Annotated in this window: 25 protein-coding genes; 8 read left to right on the forward strand and 17 right to left on the reverse strand. The window is 68.6% G+C overall.

Annotated elements, in window-relative coordinates; all coding sequences use genetic code 11:
* The first annotated feature begins 87 nt into the window (after positions 1–87).
* The 3 genes from ACOMD9_RS03405 (at position 88) to acuI (ending at position 2,239) form a co-directional block, all read left to right on the forward strand.
* Entirely contained in the window at positions 88–480 is a 393-nt protein-coding gene (locus ACOMD9_RS03405) for an HIT family protein (RefSeq protein ID WP_421412145.1), read from the forward strand.
* A gap of 78 nt (positions 481–558) precedes the next feature.
* A complete protein-coding gene (acuR, locus tag ACOMD9_RS03410; RefSeq protein ID WP_421412146.1) occupies positions 559–1,191 on the forward strand; it encodes an acrylate utilization transcriptional regulator AcuR in 633 nt (210 codons plus the stop codon).
* Positions 1,192–1,255: 64 nt separating this feature from the next.
* Positions 1,256–2,239 carry an acrylyl-CoA reductase (NADPH) gene (gene acuI, locus ACOMD9_RS03415; protein ID WP_421412147.1) on the forward strand — a complete coding sequence of 328 codons (984 nt, stop codon included), beginning with the start codon at positions 1,256–1,258 and terminating at the stop codon, positions 2,237–2,239.
* Positions 2,240–2,244: 5 nt separating this feature from the next.
* Here acuI and ACOMD9_RS03420 read toward each other — a convergent pair whose 3' ends face one another.
* Positions 2,245–2,742 (reverse strand): thioredoxin domain-containing protein, encoded by a 498-nt coding sequence (locus ACOMD9_RS03420; protein WP_421412148.1) that lies wholly within the window; start codon positions 2,740–2,742, stop codon positions 2,245–2,247.
* A gap of 145 nt (positions 2,743–2,887) precedes the next feature.
* Here ACOMD9_RS03420 and ACOMD9_RS03425 point away from each other — a divergent pair, with 145 nt between their 5' ends.
* A complete protein-coding gene (locus ACOMD9_RS03425; RefSeq protein ID WP_421412149.1) occupies positions 2,888–3,442 on the forward strand; it encodes a cytochrome b in 555 nt (184 codons plus the stop codon).
* A 101-nt stretch (positions 3,443–3,543) separates the two neighbouring features.
* Here the strand turns inward: ACOMD9_RS03425 and ACOMD9_RS03430 are convergent, their stop codons facing one another.
* A complete protein-coding gene (locus ACOMD9_RS03430; protein WP_421412289.1) occupies positions 3,544–3,855 on the reverse strand; it encodes a hypothetical protein in 312 nt (103 codons plus the stop codon).
* 255 nt (positions 3,856–4,110) lie between these two features.
* On the opposite strand from ACOMD9_RS03430, the gene ACOMD9_RS03435 reads away from it, so the two are divergent.
* Positions 4,111–4,743 (forward strand): transglycosylase SLT domain-containing protein, encoded by a 633-nt coding sequence (locus ACOMD9_RS03435; RefSeq protein WP_421412290.1) that lies wholly within the window; start codon positions 4,111–4,113, stop codon positions 4,741–4,743.
* A 22-nt stretch (positions 4,744–4,765) separates the two neighbouring features.
* On the opposite strand, the gene ACOMD9_RS03440 is transcribed toward ACOMD9_RS03435, so the two are convergent.
* The 6 genes from ACOMD9_RS03440 to ACOMD9_RS03465 all read right to left on the reverse strand — a co-directional run bounded on the left by ACOMD9_RS03440 (position 4,766) and on the right by ACOMD9_RS03465 (position 11,166).
* Positions 4,766–5,686 carry an N-carbamoyl-D-amino-acid hydrolase gene (locus tag ACOMD9_RS03440; protein ID WP_421412150.1) on the reverse strand — a complete coding sequence of 307 codons (921 nt, stop codon included), beginning with the start codon at positions 5,684–5,686 and terminating at the stop codon, positions 4,766–4,768.
* An 18-nt stretch (positions 5,687–5,704) separates the two neighbouring features.
* Complete coding sequence (locus ACOMD9_RS03445) at positions 5,705–6,934, reverse strand: Zn-dependent hydrolase (RefSeq protein WP_421412151.1); 1,230 nt, start codon at positions 6,932–6,934, stop codon at positions 5,705–5,707.
* On the reverse strand, positions 6,927–8,150 hold the full coding sequence (locus ACOMD9_RS03450; protein WP_421412152.1) for a diaminopropionate ammonia-lyase: 1,224 nt from the start codon (positions 8,148–8,150) through the stop codon (positions 6,927–6,929). Before ACOMD9_RS03450 ends, ACOMD9_RS03445 begins: the two co-directional genes overlap by 8 nt.
* 104 nt (positions 8,151–8,254) lie before the next feature.
* Complete coding sequence (locus ACOMD9_RS03455; protein ID WP_421412153.1) at positions 8,255–9,286, reverse strand: TRAP transporter substrate-binding protein; 1,032 nt, start codon at positions 9,284–9,286, stop codon at positions 8,255–8,257.
* Between the two features lie 45 nt (positions 9,287–9,331).
* Complete coding sequence (locus ACOMD9_RS03460; protein ID WP_421412154.1) at positions 9,332–10,612, reverse strand: TRAP transporter large permease; 1,281 nt, start codon at positions 10,610–10,612, stop codon at positions 9,332–9,334.
* Positions 10,609–11,166, reverse strand: coding sequence for a TRAP transporter small permease (locus tag ACOMD9_RS03465; RefSeq protein WP_421412155.1), 558 nt, complete (start codon positions 11,164–11,166; stop codon positions 10,609–10,611). Before ACOMD9_RS03465 ends, ACOMD9_RS03460 begins: the two co-directional genes overlap by 4 nt.
* Before the next feature lie 150 nt (positions 11,167–11,316).
* Here ACOMD9_RS03465 and ACOMD9_RS03470 point away from each other — a divergent pair, with 150 nt between their 5' ends.
* Positions 11,317–12,231 carry a MurR/RpiR family transcriptional regulator gene (locus ACOMD9_RS03470; RefSeq protein ID WP_421412156.1) on the forward strand — a complete coding sequence of 305 codons (915 nt, stop codon included), beginning with the start codon at positions 11,317–11,319 and terminating at the stop codon, positions 12,229–12,231.
* Between the two features lie 18 nt (positions 12,232–12,249).
* On the opposite strand, the gene ACOMD9_RS03475 is transcribed toward ACOMD9_RS03470, so the two are convergent.
* Complete coding sequence (locus ACOMD9_RS03475; protein WP_421412157.1) at positions 12,250–12,603, reverse strand: hypothetical protein; 354 nt, start codon at positions 12,601–12,603, stop codon at positions 12,250–12,252.
* 184 nt (positions 12,604–12,787) lie between these two features.
* Here ACOMD9_RS03475 and ACOMD9_RS03480 point away from each other — a divergent pair, with 184 nt between their 5' ends.
* Positions 12,788–13,231, forward strand: a complete 444-nt coding sequence (locus tag ACOMD9_RS03480) for a DUF6789 family protein (RefSeq protein ID WP_421412158.1) — start codon at positions 12,788–12,790, stop codon at positions 13,229–13,231.
* A 137-nt stretch (positions 13,232–13,368) separates the two neighbouring features.
* Here ACOMD9_RS03480 and ACOMD9_RS03485 read toward each other — a convergent pair whose 3' ends face one another.
* The 3 genes from ACOMD9_RS03485 to ACOMD9_RS03495 form a co-directional block, all read right to left on the reverse strand.
* Positions 13,369–14,340, reverse strand: a complete 972-nt coding sequence (locus tag ACOMD9_RS03485) for a patatin-like phospholipase family protein (protein WP_421412159.1) — start codon at positions 14,338–14,340, stop codon at positions 13,369–13,371.
* 2 nt (positions 14,341–14,342) lie between these two features.
* Positions 14,343–15,812 carry a dihydrolipoyl dehydrogenase gene (locus ACOMD9_RS03490; protein WP_421412160.1) on the reverse strand — a complete coding sequence of 490 codons (1,470 nt, stop codon included), beginning with the start codon at positions 15,810–15,812 and terminating at the stop codon, positions 14,343–14,345.
* Positions 15,813–15,953: 141 nt separating this feature from the next.
* Positions 15,954–16,583 carry a LysE family translocator gene (locus ACOMD9_RS03495; RefSeq protein WP_421412161.1) on the reverse strand — a complete coding sequence of 210 codons (630 nt, stop codon included), beginning with the start codon at positions 16,581–16,583 and terminating at the stop codon, positions 15,954–15,956.
* Positions 16,584–16,716: 133 nt separating this feature from the next.
* On the opposite strand from ACOMD9_RS03495, the gene ACOMD9_RS03500 reads away from it, so the two are divergent.
* The gene (locus ACOMD9_RS03500) at positions 16,717–17,229 is read left to right on the forward strand and encodes an Lrp/AsnC family transcriptional regulator (RefSeq protein WP_421412162.1); all 513 of its coding nucleotides are present in this window, start codon (positions 16,717–16,719) and stop codon (positions 17,227–17,229) included.
* A gap of 12 nt (positions 17,230–17,241) precedes the next feature.
* On the opposite strand, the gene ACOMD9_RS03505 is transcribed toward ACOMD9_RS03500, so the two are convergent.
* From ACOMD9_RS03505 to ACOMD9_RS03525, 5 genes are read right to left on the reverse strand one after another with little or no spacing between them, the layout of a single operon-like run.
* Complete coding sequence (locus tag ACOMD9_RS03505) at positions 17,242–17,754, reverse strand: hydrogenase maturation protease (RefSeq protein ID WP_421412163.1); 513 nt, start codon at positions 17,752–17,754, stop codon at positions 17,242–17,244.
* A 37-nt stretch (positions 17,755–17,791) separates the two neighbouring features.
* Positions 17,792–19,108, reverse strand: coding sequence for a Ni/Fe hydrogenase subunit alpha (locus ACOMD9_RS03510; protein WP_421412164.1), 1,317 nt, complete (start codon positions 19,106–19,108; stop codon positions 17,792–17,794).
* Positions 19,105–19,926 (reverse strand): NADH-quinone oxidoreductase subunit B family protein, encoded by an 822-nt coding sequence (locus ACOMD9_RS03515; RefSeq protein WP_421412165.1) that lies wholly within the window; start codon positions 19,924–19,926, stop codon positions 19,105–19,107. The genes ACOMD9_RS03510 and ACOMD9_RS03515 overlap by 4 nt, the downstream gene beginning before the upstream one ends.
* A 2-nt stretch (positions 19,927–19,928) precedes the next feature.
* A complete protein-coding gene (locus ACOMD9_RS03520) occupies positions 19,929–20,762 on the reverse strand; it encodes an FAD/NAD(P)-binding protein (RefSeq protein WP_421412166.1) in 834 nt (277 codons plus the stop codon).
* Positions 20,759–21,901 (reverse strand): 4Fe-4S dicluster domain-containing protein, encoded by a 1,143-nt coding sequence (locus tag ACOMD9_RS03525; protein WP_421412167.1) that lies wholly within the window; start codon positions 21,899–21,901, stop codon positions 20,759–20,761. The genes ACOMD9_RS03520 and ACOMD9_RS03525 overlap by 4 nt, the downstream gene beginning before the upstream one ends.
* Positions 21,902–21,914: the final 13 nt, after the last annotated feature.

The raw sequence follows: 21,914 nt of genomic DNA on the forward strand, positions 1-21,914 counted from the left end.
CGCGCCTGCCGACAGGCGCGCTCATCCCCGGCGAGACGGCCCCGGCGACCTGTGGCATTCTGGGGATTTCCCGCCGGAGAGGCCGATATGGCAAGCATCTTTACCCGCATCATCCAGGGCGAACTCCCGGGCCACTTCGTCCGCGAGGACGCGCATTGCGTGGCGATCATGACCCTCAACCCGATGAAACCCGGCCATGTGCTGGTGATACCACGCCAGGAGATCGATCACTGGGATGACCTGCCGCCCGAGCTGGCCGCCCACCTGATGCAGGTGTCACAGACGCTGGCCAGGGCGCTCAAGCGTGCCTTCCCCTGCGAGCGGGTGGGGATGCTGATCGTCGGTCTCGAGGTGCCGCATGTGCATGTGCACCTGGTGCCGATCGATGCGATGCAGGATATTCGGGTGGAGGGGCTGGACCAGGCGAAGGCCGAGGACCTGGCGGACGCCGCTGCGAGGATACGCGCCGCACTCGATTGACCCCTCCAGGCGGCGCTCCCGCACCCTGTCCCGGGTGGGCCGCTTGATTTTGTAGACGGACGGTCTATATTGGTCGCCATGACGACATCTTCCACCAGGCCACGCCGCGGCCGGCCGCCCAGGGTGCCCCGCGACGACCCGGACACGCGAGCCGCGCTGATCCGCGCCGGTACCGAGGTGCTCACCGAGCAGGGGTTCACCGCCTCCGGCATCGACGGCATCCTCAAGCGAGTCGGGGTTCCCAAGGGGTCCTTCTACTACTATTTCGACAGCAAGGAAGCCTTCGGCCGTGCCGTGATGGAGCACTACGGCGCCTACTTCGCCCGCAAGCTCGACCGTCACCTGCTCGATACCTCGCTGCCGCCGCTGGCACGCATCGAGGCCTTCGTGGCCGATGCCAGGGCGGGCATGGCCCGGCACGGGTTCAAGCGGGGTTGCCTGGTGGGCAACCTGGGGCATGAGGCGGCCGGCCTGCCGGAAAGCTACCGGGAGTGGCTGCTGGCGACCCTGGAGTCGTGGCGCCGGCGGCTGGCCCGGTGCCTCCGCGAGGCGCAGGCGGCCGGCCAGCTCGACGCCGCCGCCGACTGCGATACCCTCGCCGAGGCGTTCTGGATCGGCTGGGAGGGGGCGGTGATGCGGGCCAGGCTGGTGGGCGATGCCGCTCCCCTGGATACCTTCATCACCACCTACATGAGCGGGCTGCCGCGCTGAGACGGCGCCCGTCCGGTTTTTTCCGGGTAATTCGATAGACGATCGGTCTAAAAAAGGAGGCACCATGTTCGATGCGATTCTGATCGAGAAGAACGACGAGGGGCAGCAGGTGGGCGTACAGCGCCTGGACGAGGCTCAGCTGCCGGAAGGCGACGTCACCGTGCGGGTCGAGTGCAGTACGCTGAACTACAAGGATGCCCTGGCAATCACCGGCAAGGGGCCGGTGGTACGGAAGTTCCCCATGGTGCCCGGTATCGACCTGGCCGGTACGGTCGAGAGCTCGAGCTCTCCGCACTACCGGGAAGGGGATGCGGTCCTGCTCAACGGCTGGGGCGTCGGCGAAGGGCACTGGGGCGGGCTGGCGCAGAAGGCACGCCTGGACGGTCGCTGGCTGATTCCCCATCCCGCGGCCTTCACGGCACGCCAGAGCATGGCCATCGGCACGGCCGGCTACACGGCGATGCTGGCGGTGATGGCGCTCGAGCGCCAGGGCGTGACGCCGGACAAGGGCGAGATCCTGGTGACCGGTGCCAACGGCGGCGTGGGCAGCTATGCCATCGCGCTGCTTTCGCGGCTGGGCTACCAGGTGGTCGCCTCGACGGGTCGCCCCGACGAGAAGGCCTACCTCGAGTCGCTGGGTGCCGTGGAGATCATCGACCGGGCCACGCTCTCCGAGCCGGGCCGTCCGCTGGCCAAGGAGCGCTGGGCCGGCGCCATCGATGCCGTGGGTAGCCATACCCTGGCCAATGTCTGTGCCAGCACCCGCTACGGCGGCACCGTGGCGGCCTGCGGCCTGGCCCAGGGCATGGACCTGCCGGCCACCGTGGCTCCCTTCATCCTGCGGGGCGTGACCCTGGCCGGGATCGACAGCGTGATGCGCCCCTACGAGGACCGTGTCGAGGCCTGGCAGCGCCTGGGTGATCTGCTGGTGCCCGAGCAGCTGGAGGCGATCACCCGCTCGATCTCCCTGGAGGAGGCCATCCCCGTGGCCGGCGAACTGCTCGAGGGCAGGGTGCGCGGACGGGTCGTGGTCGAGATGGCGCGCTGAGCCGACTAGCGTTCCCGGCGGCGCGTCGTTCGCCCCCGCAGGTCGGTGAAGGCGGTCTCCAGTTCGTCGACACTGGTGATGCCCCGTATCACGCCGGTGCGCTGGCCCTGTGCATCGAAGAGCACGATGGTGACATGGTCGACCAGCTGCTCACTGGCGAACCGCGCTCCCTGGGTGGTGTTGATGTTCACCACGCGCCAGGCCGGTGGCTGTTCGATATTGGCCAGCGCCTGTTCGGCGTTGTCGCGCAGGCGGCGGCAGTCGGGGCAGCCCCGGTCGAAGACCTGCACCGCCACCGGCTCGCCGCTGCCGATCACGCTGAGGTCGGCCAGGGCGCGCGCGTCACGCTCCTCGACGATGAGCCAGGCCACCGGCACGGCGAGGAGCGCCAAGGCGATCAGGATGCCTCGCACCAGGCGGCGCGGGCGAAAGCGCCGGGCGCCGGAGCGGGGCTTGCGCGGGTGGGCGGTGGGCTTGCGACGCTTGTTCCGGGTCTTCGCCATGCGCGGCACCTCCAGCGGGAAAGGGGACCTTGCCCCTACAGCCTAGCCAATCCGTCCGGGAGGATGAGGGAATGGCGGTCCGCCGGGGCCGTGATCATCTAGGCTGAAGTGACGACCCGTCGATCCCCCGATGCGAGAGCGCTCCATGGATGACCCTGAACGCTATGCCTACCCCCACCGCGTGCTGCACTGGCTGGTCGCGGCCGTCCTGCTGCTGTCGCTGGCCAGCGGCCTCACCCTGGGCTTCCTCGGCTTCGAGGGTGCCATGGAGCGATTCGGTGGCCTCCTGACCGACCTGCTCTACACCGCCCACAAGACCTTCGGCGTGACGATACTCGCCCTGATGACGGTGCGGCTGGCCACCCGGCTGCTCTTCGTGGTGCCCGACCATGAGCCGCCCCTGCCTGCCTTCCAGAGGGTGCTGAGCAGCAGCGTGCACCACCTGCTCTACCTGGCCCTGCTGGCCATGCCGGTGCTCGGCTGGATGGCCACCGCCAGTGGCGGCTTTCCGGTGCAGTTCCTCCACTGGAACCTGCCGGGACTGATCGGCGAGGACGAGGCACTCTCCGAGCGGTTGTTCCTGTGGCATGGCCGGCTGGGCTGGGCGATCCTGGGCCTGGTGGTGCTGCATGTCGCCGGGGCGCTCTATCACTGGCTGATCCGCCACGATGGCGTGATGAAACGCATGAGCCTGTTCTGAACCGGGCGCCAGGACAGGCCCGCGTCGCGGGGCCACCAACGAAAACACCCCATTCGCCAGGAGCCGAATGGGGTGCGGTGACTGCCGGGCAGGTCGCGCCCTCAGTGTTGGCGTTCTTCCTCGAAGAGCTCCGCCTTGGCGTCGCGCATGACATCCTCGCAGGCGGCCTGGTGGGCGAGTTGCGTGAGCAGGCTCTGGGTCACGGCGAATCCCTTGCCCAGGCAGCTGTCGACTTCCTCGCGGCTCACTTCCGGGGTGACCTTGCAGTCAATCTTGATCGTTCTTCCGCCACCGTCCAGCCTGTCGGCAAAGCCCCTGATGCGCCAGGCGATGCGCTCTTTCCAGCTGGCTGATACCTCAGCGCCTTCGTTCACGCTAAACGTGCACTGCCATTCAGGTTTGTAGACCTTCATGAGAACCTCCGGTGCTGGCTTGGAAAGAATGATCGATCGTGGTGTGTACTCCGTATCCAAAAGCTGTTGCAGGGCCATCATACAGGCTTTCGGCCAGCGCGACAGTGCCCCGCACGTCGCCTGGAGAGGCAAGCCTGTGGACGTCAGGCGCGGTATGATGCGGGGCGTGACGTCAACGGCAAGCGCGAGGAGGGCCAGGTGGGTTCATCGATCGAGCGGTACGAGGACAGGCGCTGCCTGTGCGAACGGGCGGCAGTGGCGGCGCGCCTGCTGCTGGTCGCGGGCGTGCTCCTGCTGTTCACCGGCTGTGCCATGATGGCACCGTCGCCGCCCCAGCAGCAGACCAACATCTGCGAGATCTTCCGCGAGCAGCCGACCTGGTACGACTACGCCCGTGACTCCCAGGAGCGCTGGGGCACCCCCATTGCCACGCAGATGGCCTTCGTGCAGCGCGAGTCCTCCTTCCGCAGCCATGTCCGCCCGCCGCGCAAGCGCATCCTGGGCTTCATCCCGGGCCGTCGCCCCTCCTCCGCCCGGGGCTATGCCCAGGCCCAGGACCCGGTCTGGGGCGAGTACAAGGCCGATGCCGGCAGTACCCTCGCGCGCCGCACCCACATGAAGCATGCCACCGACTTCATCGGCTGGTACAACGCCCGCACGCACCGCCAACTGGGCATATCGCTGCACAACCCCGAGCACCTCTACCTGGCCTACCACGAGGGCGCGGGGGGCTATCGGCGCGGCACCTACCGCAGCAAGCCCCAGGTGATGCGAGCCGCCCGGCAGGTCAGCACCCAGGCGAGCCGCTACCACGCCCAGCTGGCCGCCTGCGAGGCCGAGTTCCGCTGTCGGCGCTTCTATCAGGTCTGGCCCTTCTGTCGGGCATGAGCTCCCGGGCAGCGGGAGGCCTTCATGCCACCGGCGAGGTGATCAGCCCGTAGGTCTCCGGCCGGCGGTGCAGGGCGAAGTTGAAGATATGCTCGCGGATCTCGCGGGTGCGGTCGAGGTCGCACTCATGAGTGATCAGCTCGTCTTCCTGGCTGGCGGCCATGGCGACGATCTCCCCGGTCGGGGCGATGATGCAGCTCTGGCCGAGCAGCTCGCAGCCCTCCTCCCTGCCGGCCTTGGCCACGCCCACCACCCACATGCCGTTCTGATAGGCACCGGCCTGCATGCAGAGGTGGTTATGGAAGCCCTGCAGGTGGTCGTGTTCCGGCACCGGGGGGTAGTGGATGGGGGTGTTGTAGCCCAGCATCATCAATTCGACGCCCTGCAGGGCCAGCATGCGGTAGGTTTCCGGCCAGCGACGGTCGTTGCACAGGGCCATGCCCATGGTGCCGCCGAAGGCCTGCCAGGCGCCGAACCCCCGGTCGCCGGGCTCGAAATAGCGCTTCTCCAGGTGCTGGAAGGGGCGCCAGGGCTCGTGCTGGGTGTGGCCGGGGAGGTGGACCTTGCGGTACTTGCCGACGATCCTGCCGCTGGCATCGACCAGGATGGACGTGTTGAAGTGGTGCGGCTGCCCGTTTTCCAGCGCCAGCTCGGCGTAGCCCAGGTAGAAGCCGATGCCGAGCTCGCGCGCGGTGTCGAACAGCGGCCGGGTCTCGGGGCCGGGCATCTCGCGCTCGAAGAAGGCGTCGACCTCGGCCTGGTCCTCGAAGTACCAGCGCGGGAAGAAGGTGGTCAGGGCCAGTTCCGGAAACACCACCAGGTCGGCACCGCGGCCGTGGGCCTGGTGCATCAGCGCCACCATGCGTTCGACCGCCTGGGTGCGGGTCTCGTGGCGGGTGATGGGGCCGAGCTGGGCGGCCCCGATGATCAGTTTTCGGCTCATGCGGCGTTCCTTGTTCGATTACTCGGCGAGGTCCAGCAGGACCTGCAGCAGCACGTTGGTACCCGCTTCCAGGTCCTCCGGTGCGGTGTACTCGTGAATGTTGTGGCTGATGCCATCGACGCTGGGGACGAAGATCATGGCAGTGGGGCAGACCCTGGCCAGCATCTGGGCGTCGTGGCCGGCGCCGCTGGGCATGCGCATCACGGAGTGCCCGAGCGCCCTGGCGCTGGCTTCCACGCGGTTGACCATCTCCGGGGCGAAGGGCACCGGGTCGAAGCGCGCCAGGGTGCGGTGCTCGACATCGATGCCCTCCCGCTCGGCCAACTGCTCGACGAACGCCTTCAGCTCGTCCTCGGCCTGCTTGAGCCGGTCGTTGTCGGTGTTGCGCAGGTCGACGGTGAAGCGGGCATGGTTGGCCACCACATTGACCAGGTTGGGCTTGATGTCCAGGGCGCCGACGGTGCCCACCTGATCGCCGCCAATGCGGTTGACCAGTTCGCGCACGAAGGCGCCGGTGGCCATGGCGGCGTAACCGGCATCCTGGCGCAGGCGCATGGGCGTGGTACCGGCGTGGTTGGACGTGCCGGTGAAGGTGAGCTCCTGCCAGGAGATGCCCTGGACCTTTTCCACCGCGCCGATGGTGATGCCCGACTCCTCGAGCACCGGCCCCTGCTCGACGTGTATCTCGACGAAGGCATGGACCTCGGGCCGGCCCACCGGCGCCTCGCCCCGCGCGCCGATGGCGTCGAGACAGTCACCCACGCGCTGGCCATCGATGCCCTCCGTGGCGCGCGCCTCCTCCAGCGACATGCCGCCGACATAGACCAGGCTGCCCATCATGTCCGGGGCGAAGCGCGCGCCCTCCTCGTTGGTGAAGAAGGCGATGCACAGGGGGCGGCGGGTGGTGATGCCTGCCTCGTTGAGGGTCTCGACCACCTCGAGCCCGCCCAGGACACCCAGGTTGCCGTCATAGATGCCGCCGGTGCGCACGGTGTCGATATGCGAGCCTGCCATCACGGGCGGGCCCGCCTCGGTACCGGGACGCAGGCCGAACGCGTTGCCCATGGCGTCGCTGGTCACCTCGAGCCCCAGCTCGTGCATCCAGCCGATGACCAGTTCGCGACCCTGGCGGTCTTCCTCGGTCAGCGCCAGGCGGCAGCAGCCGCCCCCCGGCAGGGCGCCGATCTCGCCGAGCCGCTCCAGGCGGCCGAGCAGGCGCTGGCCGTTGATTCTCAGTGTGTCATGCATGATCGCTTGCCTCCGCTTCTATCTCGGCCGACGGACGGCCGACCAGTTGCCGATAGACATCCTCGTCGGTGGCGCCTTCGCTGCCGATCAGCAGCACGCGGCTGTCGGGGCCGAGGCCGAGGGCCTCGCTCAGTGCCGGGTCCTGCCGGGCGATCAGCAGCCCGGCAAGCCCCGCCACGGCACTCTCGCCCGCCACCAGTGGCGCATCCTCGCCGACGCCTCGTGCCAGCAGCCTCATGGCCTCCACGGCTGCCTCGTCGCTGACGGTCATGAAGTCATCGATACCCTCGTCCAGCACTTCCCAGGCCAGCAGCGAGACTTCCCCGCAGGCCAGCCCCGCCATCAGGGTGTCCAGCTCGCCGGGGACGGCGGTGGGGCTGCCGGCGCGGGCACTCTCGTACAGGCAGGCGGCCCGGTCGGGTTCGACGACGATCACCCGGGGGCGATCGGGTCCGAAGGCCTCCCACAGCTGGGCCAGGGCCGCCGCGGCGAGCCCGCCGACGCCACCCTGCACGAAGCAGTGGGTCGGGGGGGCGGGGAGTTGCTGTACCGCCTCGTCGATCATCACGGTGTAGCCCTGCATGACATCGCGGGGCACCGTCATGTAGCCGGGGTAGGACGTGTCCGATACCACGTACCAGCCGTTGGCCGCGGCATCCCTGGCCGCCTGGCGCACCGAGTCGTCGTAGTTTCCCGGCACTCGCCGGACCTCGGCGCCGAACCGGGCGATGGCCTCCTCGCGGCCCCGGGAGACCGTGGCATGGAGGTAGATCACGCAGTTCGCACCGAACTGCTGGGCGCCCCAGGCCACCGAGCGGCCGTGGTTGCCGTCGGTGGCGCAGCACACCGTGATGCGGGCGGCCTCCTCACGGTAGCGGCCGGCGAGCAGGTCGGCGGAGTGGACACCTTCCGGCAAGTGCTCCTTGAGCAGTCGCAGCACGGCATAGGCGCCGCCCAGGGCCTTGAAGCTGTTGAGCTCGAACCGCTTGGCTTCGTCCTTGTAGTAGAGGTGGTCGATTCCCGCGGCCGAGGCCAGCCCGGCCAGGTCTATCAGCGGGGTGGGGGCATAGCCGGGCCAGGTGCGAATCTCGTCACGGGCATCGCGCATCGCTGCCTGGGAGAGGATGGCGCGCTGGCGCTCGCCGATGGGTACGCCGCGTCGGGCCCTGGGGTTGGCGAAGTGCCGGATGGCGTCGTGGGTCAGGAGCTGTTGCATGGCGGTCCTTGATGCGGGCTTTCGGGTCGATGGGGTCCGGTCGACCTCTTCGGGCCGACGGCGTCGGGTAGAGGGGCGGGGACCGGGGCCCCCGCCGGTCGGGTCTACTGCGAGGCGTTGTCGATGGCATCGAGGAAGGCGGTGAGCATCTCCTCGCCCTCGTCGCCGTACTTCTCGGCGATGACCTCCTTGACCGCCGGTTGGGCGGCCTCGCGGAAGGCCTCCATCTCCTCGGGGGTCAGGGCGTAGACCTCCATCTTCTCGGCCAGGTGTGGCAGGCCACGGTCCGAGGCCTCGATGATGCGGCTGATGCCGCGGCCGGCCACGATGGCCGAGCGGGCGGCGGACTCCACCACCTGCTGTTCCTCCCCGTCCAGGCTCTCCCAGAAGTCGCTGCTGACCACCCACACATAGGGAGCGAAGAGGTGGTTGGTCAGCGAGAGGTACTGTTGCACCTCGTCGAAGCGTGCGAAGGAGATGATCGGCACGGGGTTCATCTGGCCGTCGGCGACACCGGTCTGCAGTGCGGTATAGACCTCCGACCAGGCGATGGCGGTGGGCTGGCCGCCCAGTGCACTGATCACCTCCTGGTGGGTGTCGAGCCCCATGGTGCGGATCTTGAGCCCATCCATGTCGTCGGGGCTGCGGACCTGGCGCTTGGAGTTGGTGATGGCGAACAGGCCGCCGGAATCACCGAAGCCCAGTACCTTCAGGCCCGTCTTCTCCTCGATGTCGGTGGCGAGCTTGTCGCCGAAGGGGCCATCGAACACCTCGTAGGTAGTGGAGACGTCGGGAAAGGCGAAGGGCACGTCGAGCACGCCGATCATCGGATAGGCCGAGGCGAAGCCGCCCACCGAGTGGATGCCGGACTGCACCACGCCGGCCCGCAGCTGGCTGAGCACCTGATCGTCGTCACCCAGCTGGCCGTTGGGGTAGGTGTCCACGGTGACGGAGCCGTTGGTGCCGGCCTCCACCAGGTTCTTGAAGACCGTGGCCATGGCCCCGGAGGCGTTGTCGAAGGGATCGTCGTTGTTGAGGTGGTGAAGGCGCATTACCTTCTCGGCGTGGGCGGTGCCGGCCAGCGCCAGGCTGGCCGCGGCGATGGCAGTGATGAGGGAAGTCCTGAAACGCATCATGTCGGTTCTCCATCTTGTGCTTGTCGTTGGGATTGAAGCGGGTGCCTAGAAGCCCAGCAGGCGTGGCACGAACAGGGTCAGGTCGGGCCAGAAGGCGATCAGCATCAGGACACCGACCTGGACCAGCAGGAACGGCCAGAGCGAGGCGCTGATCCGTTCGATCTTCTCCCCGGTGACCGACGACAGCACGAACAGGCAGGCGCCGACGGGTGGGGTCATCAGGGAAATGTTGAGGGCGAGGATGATCATCACGCCGGCGTGTACCGGGTCCATGCCGATGGCCTTGGTCAGCGGCACCAGCACCGGGGCGAGGATGATCAGGGCGGCATTGATGTCCATGAACAGGCCGACGATCAGCAGCAGCAGCAGGATCATGCCGATGATGGCGCTGGGGTTGGAACTCAGCGCCAGGAAGCCGGAGGCGATCATCTGGGGCAGCTGCACGAAGGTCATCCACCAGCCGAGGATCGAGGCCGAGGCGATGATCAGGAACACCACGCCGGTGATGCGCGCGGTGCGCTCGAGCATGTCGATGATGTCGCTGAACTTCAGCGAGCGGTAGATCGTCGCGCCCACCACCAGGGCATAGAGCACGGCCAGGGCGGCGGCTTCGGTGGGGGTGGTGACCCCGCCGAGGATGGCGCCGAGGATCATCACCGGCATCAGGATCGCCAGCAGGCTGGAGCGGAAGGTGGAGAGGATCAGCTTCAGGCTGGGCCCACCCTCGGCCTTGGGCAGGTTCAGCCGGCGACCGAGGGCGGCGATCATGCACATGCAGAGCAGGGCGATCAGCAGCCCCGGCAGGATGCCCGCGGCGAACAGGCCGGCGATGGAGACGCCCATCAGCGAGCCGTATATCACCATCAGGTTGGACGGCGGGATGGTCGGGCCGATGATCGACCCGGCGGCGGTGACGGCACAGGCGAAGGAGCGCTTGTAACCCTGCTTCTCCATGGCCGGGACCATGGTGTTGCCGAAGGCGGCGGCGTCGGAGACGGCAGCACCGGTCATGCCGGAGAAAAGCACCGAGGCGACCATGTTGGAGTGGGCGAGCCCGCCGCGCAGGTAACCGACCAGCGCATTGGCGAAGTCGATCAGTCGGGCGGTGATGCCCGAGCGGTTCATGATCTCCCCGGCGAGGATGAACAGCGGCATGGCCATGAAGGTGAAGAGGTCCAGCCCCTCGAAGAAGCGTCGCGGGGCCATGGTCAGGAACTCGGGACCGCCCAGCTGCACCAGGCCGATGACGCCGGCGATGCCGAGCACATAGCCGATGGGCAGGCCGAGGACGAGCAGGCCGAAGAAGGCCAGGGCAACGATCATCATTGGGCGTTCTCCATCGGCAGCTCGATGGCCGCCACCTGGGGTGGGTGCAGCAGGTCACGCAGCATCACCACCAGGGTCTGGAAGGCGGCGAGGCCGGCCGATACCGGAACCGAGGCGAAGGGCACCAGCATGGTGATGCCGAAGATGGTGGCGAACTGGCTCATGCCCTGGACGGCCATGCCGATGCCGTACCAGGCGAGGAACAGGAAGAAGCCCAGGCCGATCAGGTCGAGCAGCAGCCGCATCAGCCGCTGCTTCCAGGGCGACAGCATGCTGAAGAGCATGACGAAGCCGATGTGCTCACGGCGGAAGACGCCCACCGGAATGGCCAGCAGGGCGGCCCAGATCATCACGTAGCGGGCCAGTACCTCGGTCCAGGTGACGCCCAGCTGCAGGCCGTAGCGCGACAGGATGCCGAACCAGACAATCAGTACCATCACGCCGACCAGTACGGCGCAGAGCTTGATGATGACGGTATCGAGCCAGTGGCCGGCGGCGAACAGGGCGCGCAGCAGGGGGTGGGGTGGGCGGGGTCTTGTGGTTGTCGTGGGCATGATGCCTCCCGAGGAGTAAACCTTGCCGAGAACGCGATGCGTGATCGGCATCCCACGATCAACTTGGAACAGTATTTTTATTTCGTCAAGTTAGTGAAAATTGAATTTCAACCTTTCCCGGCCCATGCCATCATGGTAAGCATGGACACCATGAAAGAGCCCCAGTCCCTAGAGGCGCGCATCCAGGCGCATTACGAAGAGCTGCCCCCGGCAGAGAAGCGGCTGGGCGACCTGCTGCTGGGCTTTCCCGGGGATATCGCCACCTACAGCGCCGGTGAGCTGGCAGAGGCCGCCGGAACCTCGCGCGCGGCGGCGACCCGCTTCTTCCAGCGACTGGGCTACAAGGATTTCAACGAGGTCCGGCTTCAGGTGCGTGAGGCCAAGCGCTGGGGTTCGCCGGTCTATCTTTCCTCGGCATCCCGACTCGACGGACAAGGCGCCGACAAGGTCATGCCGAGCCAGTCCGTGGCCGATCACCTGGATCAGGAAGTCGACAACCTGACCCGCACGCTGGAGGCGATCCGGCCGGATGCGCTGCGCGATGTGGTGGATGCCATGGCCGGCGCCAGGCGCGTGCATGTGGTGGGCTTTCGCAACAGCCGCATGCTGGCGCTCTACCTGCAGCGACAGCTGCTGTTGATGCGCCCCGATGTGTCGCTGCTGCCGCAGTCCGGACAGACCCTCGGCGAGGATCTGGTGGATATCGGCGAGCAGGACGTGCTGGTGATGATCGGCATGCGACGGCGGGTGGGTGCCGTCACGCGGATCATGGAGATCGCCCGGGCACAGGGGGCGAAGATCCTGCTCATCACCGACCCCTCGGCCACCCGGACCGCCCGGCTGGCCACCTGGACGCTGACCTGCCAGGTGCGCTCGCCGTCGCTGCTCGACAGCTATGCGGCCGCCATGAGCGTGCTGAACCTGCTCTGCTCGCTCCTGTTCCGGCGTGCCATGAAGGAGGGGTACGAGCGGCTGCGCCGGGTCGAGACCCTGCACGAGGAACTCGACGAACTCGATGCCTTTGCCTGGCTGACGGAGGAGTCCGGCCAGTGCCCGGACCGCTGAGCCGGATGACCTTCCGCCTCAGCGGTCGATCTCGCGCCACCCCTCATGGGCGCAGCTCAGGCAGCGGTAGTACGCCTCGTAGCCGCTCTCGCAATCTGCACACTCGCGGACGCTGCCCTTCTGGAAGGTGAAGGTGCGCAGCGAGCAGACCGGGCAGCGCTCGACCTCCTGGTGGGGAGCCCGGGGCGAAGGCTGCCGCGGGGGCGCGGCATTGGCCTGCGGGGCCGATGCCTCTTCCACGGCGCGTTCGATCTCGGCGGAAAGCTCCGCGGCCAGGCGGCGGGCCCGCTCGGCCTGGTCGCTGCCGGCGAGGTTCGCCAGCTCCGTGATCCGATCCTTGACGGACGTCAGCCTGGGCGTGGTATCGGCCATCTGGGCTCTCCTGCGAGTCGATCGTTTTCATGATGTTTCCGCATGAGCATAACCCCTGGCGGCCGACCGGGCACGGGATCGGTCAACGCATGCTCGGCCCCTGGGCGGGAGATGCCCCGGGCCGCCCGGTCCGCGAGACCCTGACTATACTGGGGTCAATCTCAACCGCCACGGGAGGTGTGCCATGGTTGCGCGTTTGGGTTGCGCGGTGATGGCCGGGCTGGTGGCCACGCTGGTCATCTCCATGTTCATGATCCTGCGCCTGTCGGCCGGGCTCATGCCCTGGTACAACCCCATCGAGATCATGAACCTGACCGCCCAGCGCGCGCTGGGCACCCCGAGCAGCATGTACGTGGGCTGGCTCATCCACTTCGCGGTGGGCACGCTGATCTGGGGCGTGCTGTTCGGCCTGATGGTATCCGACCTGCCCGGCAGTACCGATACGCGTCGCGGGCTGGTCTTCGGCCTGGGTACCTGGCTGGTGGTGATGCTCACGGTGTTTCCCATGGCCGGTTCGGGCTTCTTCGGGATGGGATTCGGCCTGGTTGCGCCCATCTCCACCCTGCTGGGGCATATCGTGTTCGGGCTGGTGCTGGGCGCCACCTACGGCTGGTTGCGACGACTCTAGCCGGCATGCCGACACTCCCACGGCGTCGTGGGAGTGTCGCTGTGCCGGTCGGCCGCCTTGCCCCGCGCAGCTTGCATTTCTCGTTCCGGCGTCGCAAGGGGAAGGGTCGTGACGCATCGCCATGACCTCGGCCCCGGTCAAGGCTCCTGGTCCTGCCCGGCGCCTGCTTCCGGCTGCGGCAGGGGGCCGGCGTGGAGCGCCAGCCAGACGGCCAGCCGTTCACGGAGCTCGTCGGCCGTCGGTCCGGCCTGATCCAGGATGTCGTGGACTCGATTGAAGTGCAGCAGCCGGATGCCGTGGACATCGGGCCTGAGATAGATGTCGGGCGGCTCGTTGAGCAACATCCGGCGGGTGATGGACTGCTGCATGATCTCGAAGGTCTTGAACAGCACGTCGGTCAGCCCCGCGGCCTCGCCCTCGACCGGTTCGCGATTGCCGGTCACGTCGACGGCGATGACCAGGTCGACCCGGCCCTGGAGCAGGTCGAAGGGCAGCGGGTTGGAGGTGCCGCCATCGATCAGCAGCTCCCCGTCCCGCCGCACGGGGGGGAAGAGCCCGGGCACCGCCATGCTGGCCTCGATGGCCGGAAAGACCTGGCCCTCGTCGAGCACCACGCTGTTGCCCGTCCAGTAGTCGGTGGCGACGAGGGCCAGCGGGATTCGCAGCTCGTCGAACGTCCTCACCTCGGTATGGGCGGCGAGGAAGCGCAGGAAGCCGCCGGAGTCGAACAGGCCGCCGTCGCCCAGGCCGATCTGCACCAGGTCCAGCAGGTCCAGTTCCGAATGGGCCAGCCCCGAGAGGGCATCGAGCGGCGAGCCGCCGAAGTCATCGAACAGGTCGAGGATCTCGTCGGCGGAGAGGCCCGCCGCATAGAGCCCGCCGATCACCGCGCCGATACTGGTGCCCGCGATGCGATCCGGCACGATGCCGAGTTCGTCGAATACCTGCAGCACGGCGATGTGCGCCAGCCCGCTGGCCCCGCCGGAGCCCAGCGCCAGACCGATGGTGGGGGGCGAAGGCGGGGGGGCGTCGGGCCACTCCTGCGCCGGGGCGGGAGCCGTGGCCAGCAGGGTGCCCGCCAGCAGCCCGGCGGCGAGCCTCGCACTCATGGTCAATCCCCGGGGCCACACTCCATGCAGCGTTCGGTGATCGCCGGGCCCAGCTGCAGGTTGGCGTTGAGGTTGCGCAATGCACCGCGCAGCCCCTCCTCGAGTACCGGGTGGTAGTAGGGCATCTCGAGCATCCGGCTGACGCTCAACCGCTGCTCCAGCGACCAGGCCAGCAGGTGGGCCATGTGCTCGACACGCGGGCCGAACAGTTCGGCGCCGAGGAACTGCCCCGAGCCGTGCTCGGCATAGAGTCGCATCATGCCGCGGTTCTCGCGCATCACCATGGCGCGCCCCTGGTCCTCGAAGGAGGCCTCGCCCGTGGCGATGCAGTCGCAGCCGCCGTAGCGCTGCTCGAGTTCGCCGCGGCTGGCGCCTACCGTGGCCATCTGCGGGTCGGTGAAGACGATCGCCAGCGGGACGTTGCGCAGGCCGGCGCGCAGTTCCGGGTAGCGTCCGGCGTTGTCGCCGGCGATGCGTCCCTGGGTATTGGCCTCGTGCAGCAGCGGCAGCTCCTGGTTGGCATCGCCGGCGATGAAGACGTGGCCGGGGCTGTCGTCGGCGTTGCGGCACTGCATGGTGAAGCGGTTGTAGTGCGGCACGCCCTTGTCGTCGATGGCCAGGCCGGCCTTCTCCAGGTCGAGCCGGTCGAGATTGGGGCGCCGGCCGGTGGCGGCGAGCAGGTAGTCGAAGCGCTCGGTGAGTCGCTTGCCGCTGTGGCGCTCGAGGAAGGAGATCACCACCTGGTCGCCGTCGCGCTCGATGGACTCGACCCTGGCGTCCGGGTCGACGTAGAACTCCTCGTTGAAGGTGTCATCCGCCAGCTCGCGCACGGCGTCGTCACGGAAGGGCCCCAGCGCACCGCCGACCCCGAAGATGCGCAGGCGCACGCCCAGGCGGTGCAGTGCCTGGCCGAGTTCCAGGCCGATCACCCCGGGCCCGAACACGGCGACCGATTCCGGCAGGTCGTCCCACTCGAAGACATCGTCGTTGACGACCAGCCGGTCGCCGGCGGCCTCGAAAAAGCCCGGCCAGGTGCCGCGCGAGCCGGTGGCGATGACGATGTTGCGAGCCCGGAGGCGGGTATGGTCGCCGACGACCAGGGTGTGCGGATCCGCGAAGCGGGCATCGCCCGTGATGCGGTCGGCCTCATCGATCCGCTGCATCGACTTGAAGACGCGCTTCACGAAGCCGTCGCGCTCGCGCTTCACGCGTGCCATGACGGCACCGCCATCGACCTCGATCTCGCCGCGGACCCGCACGCCGAAACCCTCGGTGTCGCGGGCATGGTGGGCGGCCTCGGCTGCGGCGATCAGCAGCTTCGAGGGCATGCAGCCCACCCGGGCACAGGTGGTGCCGTACTCGCCGCCCTCGATCAGCACCACGCTGTCGGAATGCTTCCTGGCGGCGTGCCAGGCGCTCAGGCCGGCGCTGCCGGCCCCGATGATGGCGATATCGACGTCACGTTCCTGCATCGTGTTCTCCTTCCGGAAGATGGCGGCCCGGCAACGGGTCCTGATGCAACACACTATGGCACAGCCGGGGACAGCCGCGCCCCTCCCCCGGGCGCGGCACCTTGACCCAGCGCAAGGGATGCGCGTTGACCGGGGTGGGGATCAGGGCTGGCGATAGAGGGCCAGGCGAATGCCGAAGCCGATCAGCAGTGAGCCGAAGCTCCAGCGCTGCAGGCGTTCCCGGGTCGAGCCATCGGCGAGCCAGCGCCGCAGCCAGCTGCCGGCGGTGGCGTAGAGCGAATCGAACAGGACCCCGATGCCGACCAGCAGCACGCCCAGCAGGGCGAACTGCAGCAGGATCGTGCCTTCGCCGGGCAGCACGAACTGCGGCAGGAGCACCGAACAGAACAGCAGCGACTTGGGGTTGAGCAGGTTGGTCAGCAGGCCACGACGCCAGGCCCTGCGGTGGCTGGCCGCGGGCCCTGGCGCCCCTTGCGTGCTCTCCCCGGGACGGCCCGCCCCCGAGAAAAGGAGCTGTACTCCCATCCACACGAGGTAGGCGGCACCCAGATAACGTACCGCGTCGAAGGTCCAGGGTGCGGTCTTGAACAGGGTGGCGAGGCCGAGCGCCGCCAGGGCCACATGGAGACCGCGGGCCATGGCCAGGCCGGCAACGGTGGCGAAGGCCTGCGAGCGCCCCTGCAGGGTGCCCGTTTGCAGCACCAGAATCATGTCCGGGCCGGGCAGCAGGTAGACCGCCGCCAGGGCACCGACGAACATCCAGAGTTCCATGCGCCTGTGCTCCGTCGTTGCTGGATCGACGCCAGTCTAGCGTCGAAGACGGCGGCAGGTCCTTGCGAAATCGGCCACTCGAGAGGGTATAGTTGGCACATGATGCCAACTGGAGTGAGGGTGCATGGAGACCATGCCAAGAAAGCAGCTGGACGAGATCGACCGCCGCATCCTGTCCGCGCTGCAGCGCGATGCCCGCCTCACCAATGTGCAGCTGGCCGAGGAGGTCCACCTGTCGCCGTCGCCCTGCCTTCGCCGGGTTCGCCAGCTGGAGGCGGCGGGGCTGATTCGTGGCTATCACGCCGAGCTGGACCGCGGCGGGGTGGGGTTCGGGCTGACGGTCTTCGTCGGCGTCAAGGTGGAGCGCCACCATGAGGACGAGGCCAACGCCTTCCGCGAGGCGATCGTCTCGCTGCCCGAGGTGGTCTCCGCCCACCTGGTGTCGGGGGAGTCGGATTTCCTGCTGCAGGTGGTGGTGGCGGACCTGGCGGCCTACGAGCGCTTCCTGACCGGGACCCTGCTGCGCCTGCCGGGCGTCAGCGACATCCGCAGCAACTTCGCCATCCAGACCGTCAAGGAGCACGGGCCGCTGCCGCTCACGCGGCTCGAGGACCGGGATACGCTGCCCGTCGGTCGACGCCCCTGACGCCTTCCATGGTCAGGAACCCTGGCCGGCATCGAGCCAGCCCAGGACCGCCGCGTGCAGTCGCCGGGCCTGCGCCTCGTCGAGCCCTGGTGCCGTCATCTCGTGGCCCGGCATGTCGGGGCCTGCTTCTGCCGGCATCTCGATGCCGATGATCCGGATGCCCGCCCGGAAGAGCCCCAGGGCCTCGACCAGCGCCAGGGTGCCCGACAGGTCGAGGCCGTGTGATGACAGCCGCGCGGCGGCCGTGGGGAGCTCCGCCGGCGCAAAGACCTTGAGGGTGCCGGGCGGCCCCTGGCCCCGCATGGCGTCGACCAGCAGCAGGCGGTCGCGTGGCGTCACCGCGTGGAGGAAGAGGTCGACGGGCTGGTCGAGTCGCGCGACCGTGAGATCATCGCGCTCGCACAGCGCATCGCCCAGCCACTCGGTGGCGAGCCAGCCCAGCCGGTCCCCGCCATGGGGCGAGCCTAGCCCGAAGAGATAGGCGTGGCCCTCGGGCCGGTCGTTGGCCCCGTCCTGCCTGGCCATGCCCGGCCCGGTCACGCCCGTGTCATTTCCGCGTGGCTTATTTTCGCAAGTCATTTTTTCGCAAGACATTGAAGTCCAGGAAGTGGGTGGCGCAGGAGATGCAGGGGTCGTAGTTGCGGATCACCATCTCGCCGTGCAGCCGCAGGGCATCGTCGTCGCGCTCCAGGCCGAAGCGGGTGAGGCTGGCTGCGAGGTCCTCCTCCATCCGCGCCTGGTTCTGGCTGGTCGGGGGGACGATGCGGGCCTCGACGACCCGGGCCTGCTCGTCCAGCGCATAGCGGTGCCAGAGGATGCCGCGGGGGGCCTCGGTGCAGCCGACGCCGACCCCGGCCCGGGCGGGCGCCTCGACACGGGGCTCGGCGGCGGGGTCGTAGTCCTCAGTGAGGCGCAGCGCCTCGGCGAGGGCGACATGCATCTCCACCGCCCGGGCGACGATGCTGTGGAACATGTTGCGGCTGGGAAAGCGCACGCCGAGGTCGTCGAGCAGCTGTCGCAGCTCCTTGGGCAGTCGGTCGAGGTTGTTGTTGAGCCGGGCCAGCGGCCCGACCAGGTAGGGGCGGCCGTCGAGCTGGGCGTGCAGGGCGGTGGAGTGGGGGACCTGGAACTCGCGGAAGTGCCGCTCGAAGTCGGCCGGGGCGATGTCGAGCCCCTGGTCGGAGACGATCCGACCCGCGGTGATGGGGTAGTCGTGGTCATGGCGCAGCGACACCGAGACGAAGTCCTGGTCGTCCTCGGGGATGGGGAGTCCGGCCGTCCAGGCGATCAGGTCGCGGGCCTCCTCGAGGCCTTCCGCCAGGTGCTCTCGAAGGGCCTCGATGGCCGCCTTGTCGGGGGCATGGAAGAAGCCGCCCGGACAGATGCCGACCGGGTGCACCGAGCGGCCGCCGAAGGTACGGATGATCTCGTTGCCGAGCCCCTGGAGCCGCAGGCCGCGGCGCACCTCGTCCGGGTAGTCCCGGGCCATCGCCGGGGCACTCTCGTACCCGAGGAAGTCGGGGGCGGCCAGCAGGTGGATGTGCAGGCTGTGGCTCTGCAGCCACTCGCCGCAGTACATCACCCGGCGCATCGCCTCCACCCAGGGACTCGGCGTGACGCCGAGGATCGACTCGATCGCCGCCACCGCACTCATCTGGTAGGCCACGGGGCAGATGCCGCAGATGCGGGCCACGCTGTCGATCACGTCCTGGGTGCTGCGCCCCTCGAGCAGCTTCTCGAACAGCCGGGGCGGCTCGAAGATCCGCAGCGACAGCGCCTCGATGCGGCCGGCCTCGATGCGGATGTCCAGGGCGCCCTCGCCCTCGACCCGCGCCAGGATGGGCACATGGATCTCGCCGGTTCGCGTGTCGTGACTCATCCCTGCTCCTCCTCGCTGCCCTGACGCTGGATGACCCGGGCCTGCCAGTCCAGGCCCTCGCTCCGGAACGGTTCGGCATGGCCGTTGATGAACAGCAGGCGCCGGGCGATCTCGTCGGCCGGCATGCCGGTATCGGCGAGGTGGGTGGCCAGTGCCGAGACGTTGGCCTGCACGGCGGGCCCGTAGCAGGCGTAGCAGTCGCGCTGCCAGCGGGGGCAGATCGCGCCGCAGCCGGTGCTGGTGACCGGGCCCATGCAGGGCTGGCCCTTGGCGACCATCACGCACACCGCCTGCTGGCGCTTGCACTCCATGCACACCGCACTGTGGTCGACCCGGGGCAGGTGGCCGGCCAGCAGCGACTTGGTGGCGCCGAGCACCTGTTCGCCGCTGACCGGGCAGCCCCAGAGCTCCAGGTCGACCCTGACGCTCTCGGCAATCGGGGTCGAGTCGGCGAGCAGGTCGATATGCTCGGGCTGGGCATAGACCCCGGACACCCACTCGTCGGCGTCGTGGAGGTTGCGCAGCGCCTGGATGCCGCCGGCAGTGGCGCAGGCGCCGATGGTGACCAGGTAGCGGCTGCGCTGCCGGATACCTTGCAGGCGTGCGGCGTCCTGGGAGGTGGCCACGCTGCCCTCGACGAAGGCGATGTCGACCTCGGCCTCCTCGTCGATCGGCCCGGCCTCGGCGAAGTGCAGGATATCGACGGTCTCGGCCAGGGCCAGCAGGGGCTCGCCCAGGTTGAGGAAGGCCAGTTGGCAGCCGTCGCAGGAGCTGAACTTGTGCACGGCGATGCGTGGGCGGCGGGTCGCGGTGGCCATGGTCAGACTCCCTTGTGCGACAGGTAGGGCGCCAGTTCCCGGCAGGTGAAGACCGGGCCGTCACGGCACACGAACTTGGGCCCCAGCTGGCAGCGGCCGCAGGAGCCGATGGCGCAGTGCATGTTGCGCTCCATGCTGAGCCAGATCCGCTCTTCCGGCACCTCCCGCTCGCGCATCGCCTTGATCACCGCCCGCATCATGCCCTCGGGCCCGCAGATGAAGACCGAGCAGCGCGCCGGGTCGAAGTCGATGCGCTCGAAGAACTGGGTCACCGGGCCGGTATGCCAGGGCCAGAAGGTATCGCCGGTATCGGCGGTCAGGTAGACCTCGACGTCGGGGTGCCGGCGCCAGGCGTCGTAGCGATCGCGCCAGATCAGGTCGTTGGAGTGCTTGACCCCCTGGATGATATGCATGCGGCCGTAGCGTCCGCGCCGGTGCAGCACGTACTCGATCAGCGAGACCGAGGGAGCGCAGCCCAGTCCGCCGGTGACGATCACCAGGTCGGTACCCTCGGCCTCCTCCGTGGGCCAGCCGCGCCCGTAGGGGCCGCGCAGGCCGAGCCGGTCGCCGACCTCGAGCCGCCCCAGGTTGCGGGTGACGGAGCCGACCTTGCGGATGGTGTGGTCGATCATCACCCGCTCGTCGGGGTCGGAGACGATGGAGATCGGGACCTCGCCCATGCCCGGCAGGTAGAGCATGTTGAACTGGCCCATCGTGAAGCGGTAGGCGGCCTGCACCTCGGGGTCGGTGAAGCGCAGCTGCAGGCTGAACATGTCCGGGGTCTCGTCCCTGCAGCCGACGACTTCGGCCTCGTGGGGGACCAGCGCGCTGGTCATGATTGGTCCTCCCTGTCGGGCGCCTTGGGGGGCGCGTTGTCGGGCGCTATCGACAGCGCCGCCAATTCCTCGGTCACGTCGATGCCCACCGGGCACCAGGCGATGCAGCGACCGCAGCCCACGCAGCCGCTGCGTCCGTACTGTTCCACCCAGGTGCCGAACTTGTGGGTCAGCCACTGGCGATAGCGCTGGGGCCGCTCGGCGCGGATGACGGTGCCATGGATGTAGCTGTGGTCGGGGTCGAAGCAGCTGCCCCACTGCCGGCCGTGCTCGGACGTCTTCCCGTCCAGGGAGAGCTCGTCGACGTGGGTCTGGCAGAAGCAGGTGGGACAGACCGCGGTGCAGTTGCCACAGGTCAGGCAGCGGTCGTTGAGGGTCTGCCAGTGGGGGTGGGCGACGGCCGCCTGCAGCATCTCCGGCAGCGAGCCGTCGGGCAGGCCGCGTGTCTGCTGGCGGGTGGCGCGCTCGACCCCGGCCTCCACCTGCTCGAGCTGGTCATGGCTTGCCAGGGTCGTCTCCAGGGTGTCGAGGATGGCCTGGCCCTCCTGGGTGTGGGCCTCCACCACGAAGCCGTCGTCGAGTTCCGAGAGCGCCAGGTCGAAGCCGTGCTGTGCCCGCGGGCCATCCCCGGTGGCGGTACAGAAGCAGGTGGCCGCGGAGCGCATGCAGTTGACGGCGACCAGGAAGAGGTTCTGGCGTCGCTCGCGGTAGTGCGGGTCCGGGTGGGGGTCATGCAGGAAGTGGCGGTCATGGACCGCCAGCGCCGCGAGGTCGCAGGCGCGTACGCCGATGACCGCCGTCGGCTGGGCCTCGGGGGGCTGCTCGCGGAACACCAGCCGGCCGTCGGGCTGTCGCTCGCTTCGCCACAGGGTCTCGCGAGGGGCAAAGGTCAGCGGCTTGATCGCCTGGGGGCCCGTGGCCCAGTCGAAGACGCGTCCGGAATCGGTGCGCTCGAGCCGGTAGTGGCCCGGGGCCTGGTCATCGATGATCCCGACAGGCAGCTGCTCCACCGCCGAGAGGGGTTCGAAGAGGATGGCATGATCGCGCACCCGGGGACCGATGACCTCATAGCCCGCCTCCACCAGCCGGTCGAGGAGTGACTGGAGGCGCTCGCGGGCGAGAAAGTGCCGTACCTTCATGGTGCCGTGTCCC

Origin of the sequence: Halomonas terrestris (assembly GCF_049166755.1) — a bacterium.
In the GTDB taxonomy this organism is placed as follows: Bacteria; Pseudomonadota; Gammaproteobacteria; order Pseudomonadales; family Halomonadaceae; genus Halomonas.

Bases quoted from the DNA above. Each gene is read 5' to 3' on its own strand.
- ACOMD9_RS03405 (WP_421412145.1), top strand. From the start codon at position 88: ATGGCAAGCATCTTTACCCGCATCATCCAGGGCGAACTCCCGGGCCAC.
- acuR (WP_421412146.1), top strand. From the start codon at position 559: ATGACGACATCTTCCACCAGGCCACGCCGCGGCCGGCCGCCCAGGGTG.
- acuI (WP_421412147.1), top strand. From the start codon at position 1,256: ATGTTCGATGCGATTCTGATCGAGAAGAACGACGAGGGGCAGCAGGTG.
- ACOMD9_RS03420 (WP_421412148.1), bottom strand. From the start codon at position 2,742: ATGGCGAAGACCCGGAACAAGCGTCGCAAGCCCACCGCCCACCCGCGC.
- ACOMD9_RS03425 (WP_421412149.1), top strand. From the start codon at position 2,888: ATGGATGACCCTGAACGCTATGCCTACCCCCACCGCGTGCTGCACTGG.
- ACOMD9_RS03430 (WP_421412289.1), bottom strand. From the start codon at position 3,855: ATGAAGGTCTACAAACCTGAATGGCAGTGCACGTTTAGCGTGAACGAA.
- ACOMD9_RS03440 (WP_421412150.1), bottom strand. From the start codon at position 5,686: ATGAGCCGAAAACTGATCATCGGGGCCGCCCAGCTCGGCCCCATCACC.
- ACOMD9_RS03445 (WP_421412151.1), bottom strand. From the start codon at position 6,934: ATGCATGACACACTGAGAATCAACGGCCAGCGCCTGCTCGGCCGCCTG.
- ACOMD9_RS03450 (WP_421412152.1), bottom strand. From the start codon at position 8,150: ATGCAACAGCTCCTGACCCACGACGCCATCCGGCACTTCGCCAACCCC.
- ACOMD9_RS03455 (WP_421412153.1), bottom strand. From the start codon at position 9,286: ATGATGCGTTTCAGGACTTCCCTCATCACTGCCATCGCCGCGGCCAGC.
- ACOMD9_RS03460 (WP_421412154.1), bottom strand. From the start codon at position 10,612: ATGATGATCGTTGCCCTGGCCTTCTTCGGCCTGCTCGTCCTCGGCCTG.
- ACOMD9_RS03465 (WP_421412155.1), bottom strand. From the start codon at position 11,166: ATGCCCACGACAACCACAAGACCCCGCCCACCCCACCCCCTGCTGCGC.
- ACOMD9_RS03470 (WP_421412156.1), top strand. From the start codon at position 11,317: ATGAAAGAGCCCCAGTCCCTAGAGGCGCGCATCCAGGCGCATTACGAA.
- ACOMD9_RS03475 (WP_421412157.1), bottom strand. From the start codon at position 12,603: ATGGCCGATACCACGCCCAGGCTGACGTCCGTCAAGGATCGGATCACG.
- ACOMD9_RS03480 (WP_421412158.1), top strand. From the start codon at position 12,788: ATGGTTGCGCGTTTGGGTTGCGCGGTGATGGCCGGGCTGGTGGCCACG.
- ACOMD9_RS03485 (WP_421412159.1), bottom strand. From the start codon at position 14,340: ATGAGTGCGAGGCTCGCCGCCGGGCTGCTGGCGGGCACCCTGCTGGCC.
- ACOMD9_RS03490 (WP_421412160.1), bottom strand. From the start codon at position 15,812: ATGCAGGAACGTGACGTCGATATCGCCATCATCGGGGCCGGCAGCGCC.
- ACOMD9_RS03495 (WP_421412161.1), bottom strand. From the start codon at position 16,583: ATGGAACTCTGGATGTTCGTCGGTGCCCTGGCGGCGGTCTACCTGCTG.
- ACOMD9_RS03500 (WP_421412162.1), top strand. From the start codon at position 16,717: ATGCCAAGAAAGCAGCTGGACGAGATCGACCGCCGCATCCTGTCCGCG.
- ACOMD9_RS03505 (WP_421412163.1), bottom strand. From the start codon at position 17,754: ATGGCCAGGCAGGACGGGGCCAACGACCGGCCCGAGGGCCACGCCTAT.
- ACOMD9_RS03510 (WP_421412164.1), bottom strand. From the start codon at position 19,108: ATGAGTCACGACACGCGAACCGGCGAGATCCATGTGCCCATCCTGGCG.
- ACOMD9_RS03515 (WP_421412165.1), bottom strand. From the start codon at position 19,926: ATGGCCACCGCGACCCGCCGCCCACGCATCGCCGTGCACAAGTTCAGC.
- ACOMD9_RS03520 (WP_421412166.1), bottom strand. From the start codon at position 20,762: ATGACCAGCGCGCTGGTCCCCCACGAGGCCGAAGTCGTCGGCTGCAGG.
- ACOMD9_RS03525 (WP_421412167.1), bottom strand. From the start codon at position 21,901: ATGAAGGTACGGCACTTTCTCGCCCGCGAGCGCCTCCAGTCACTCCTC.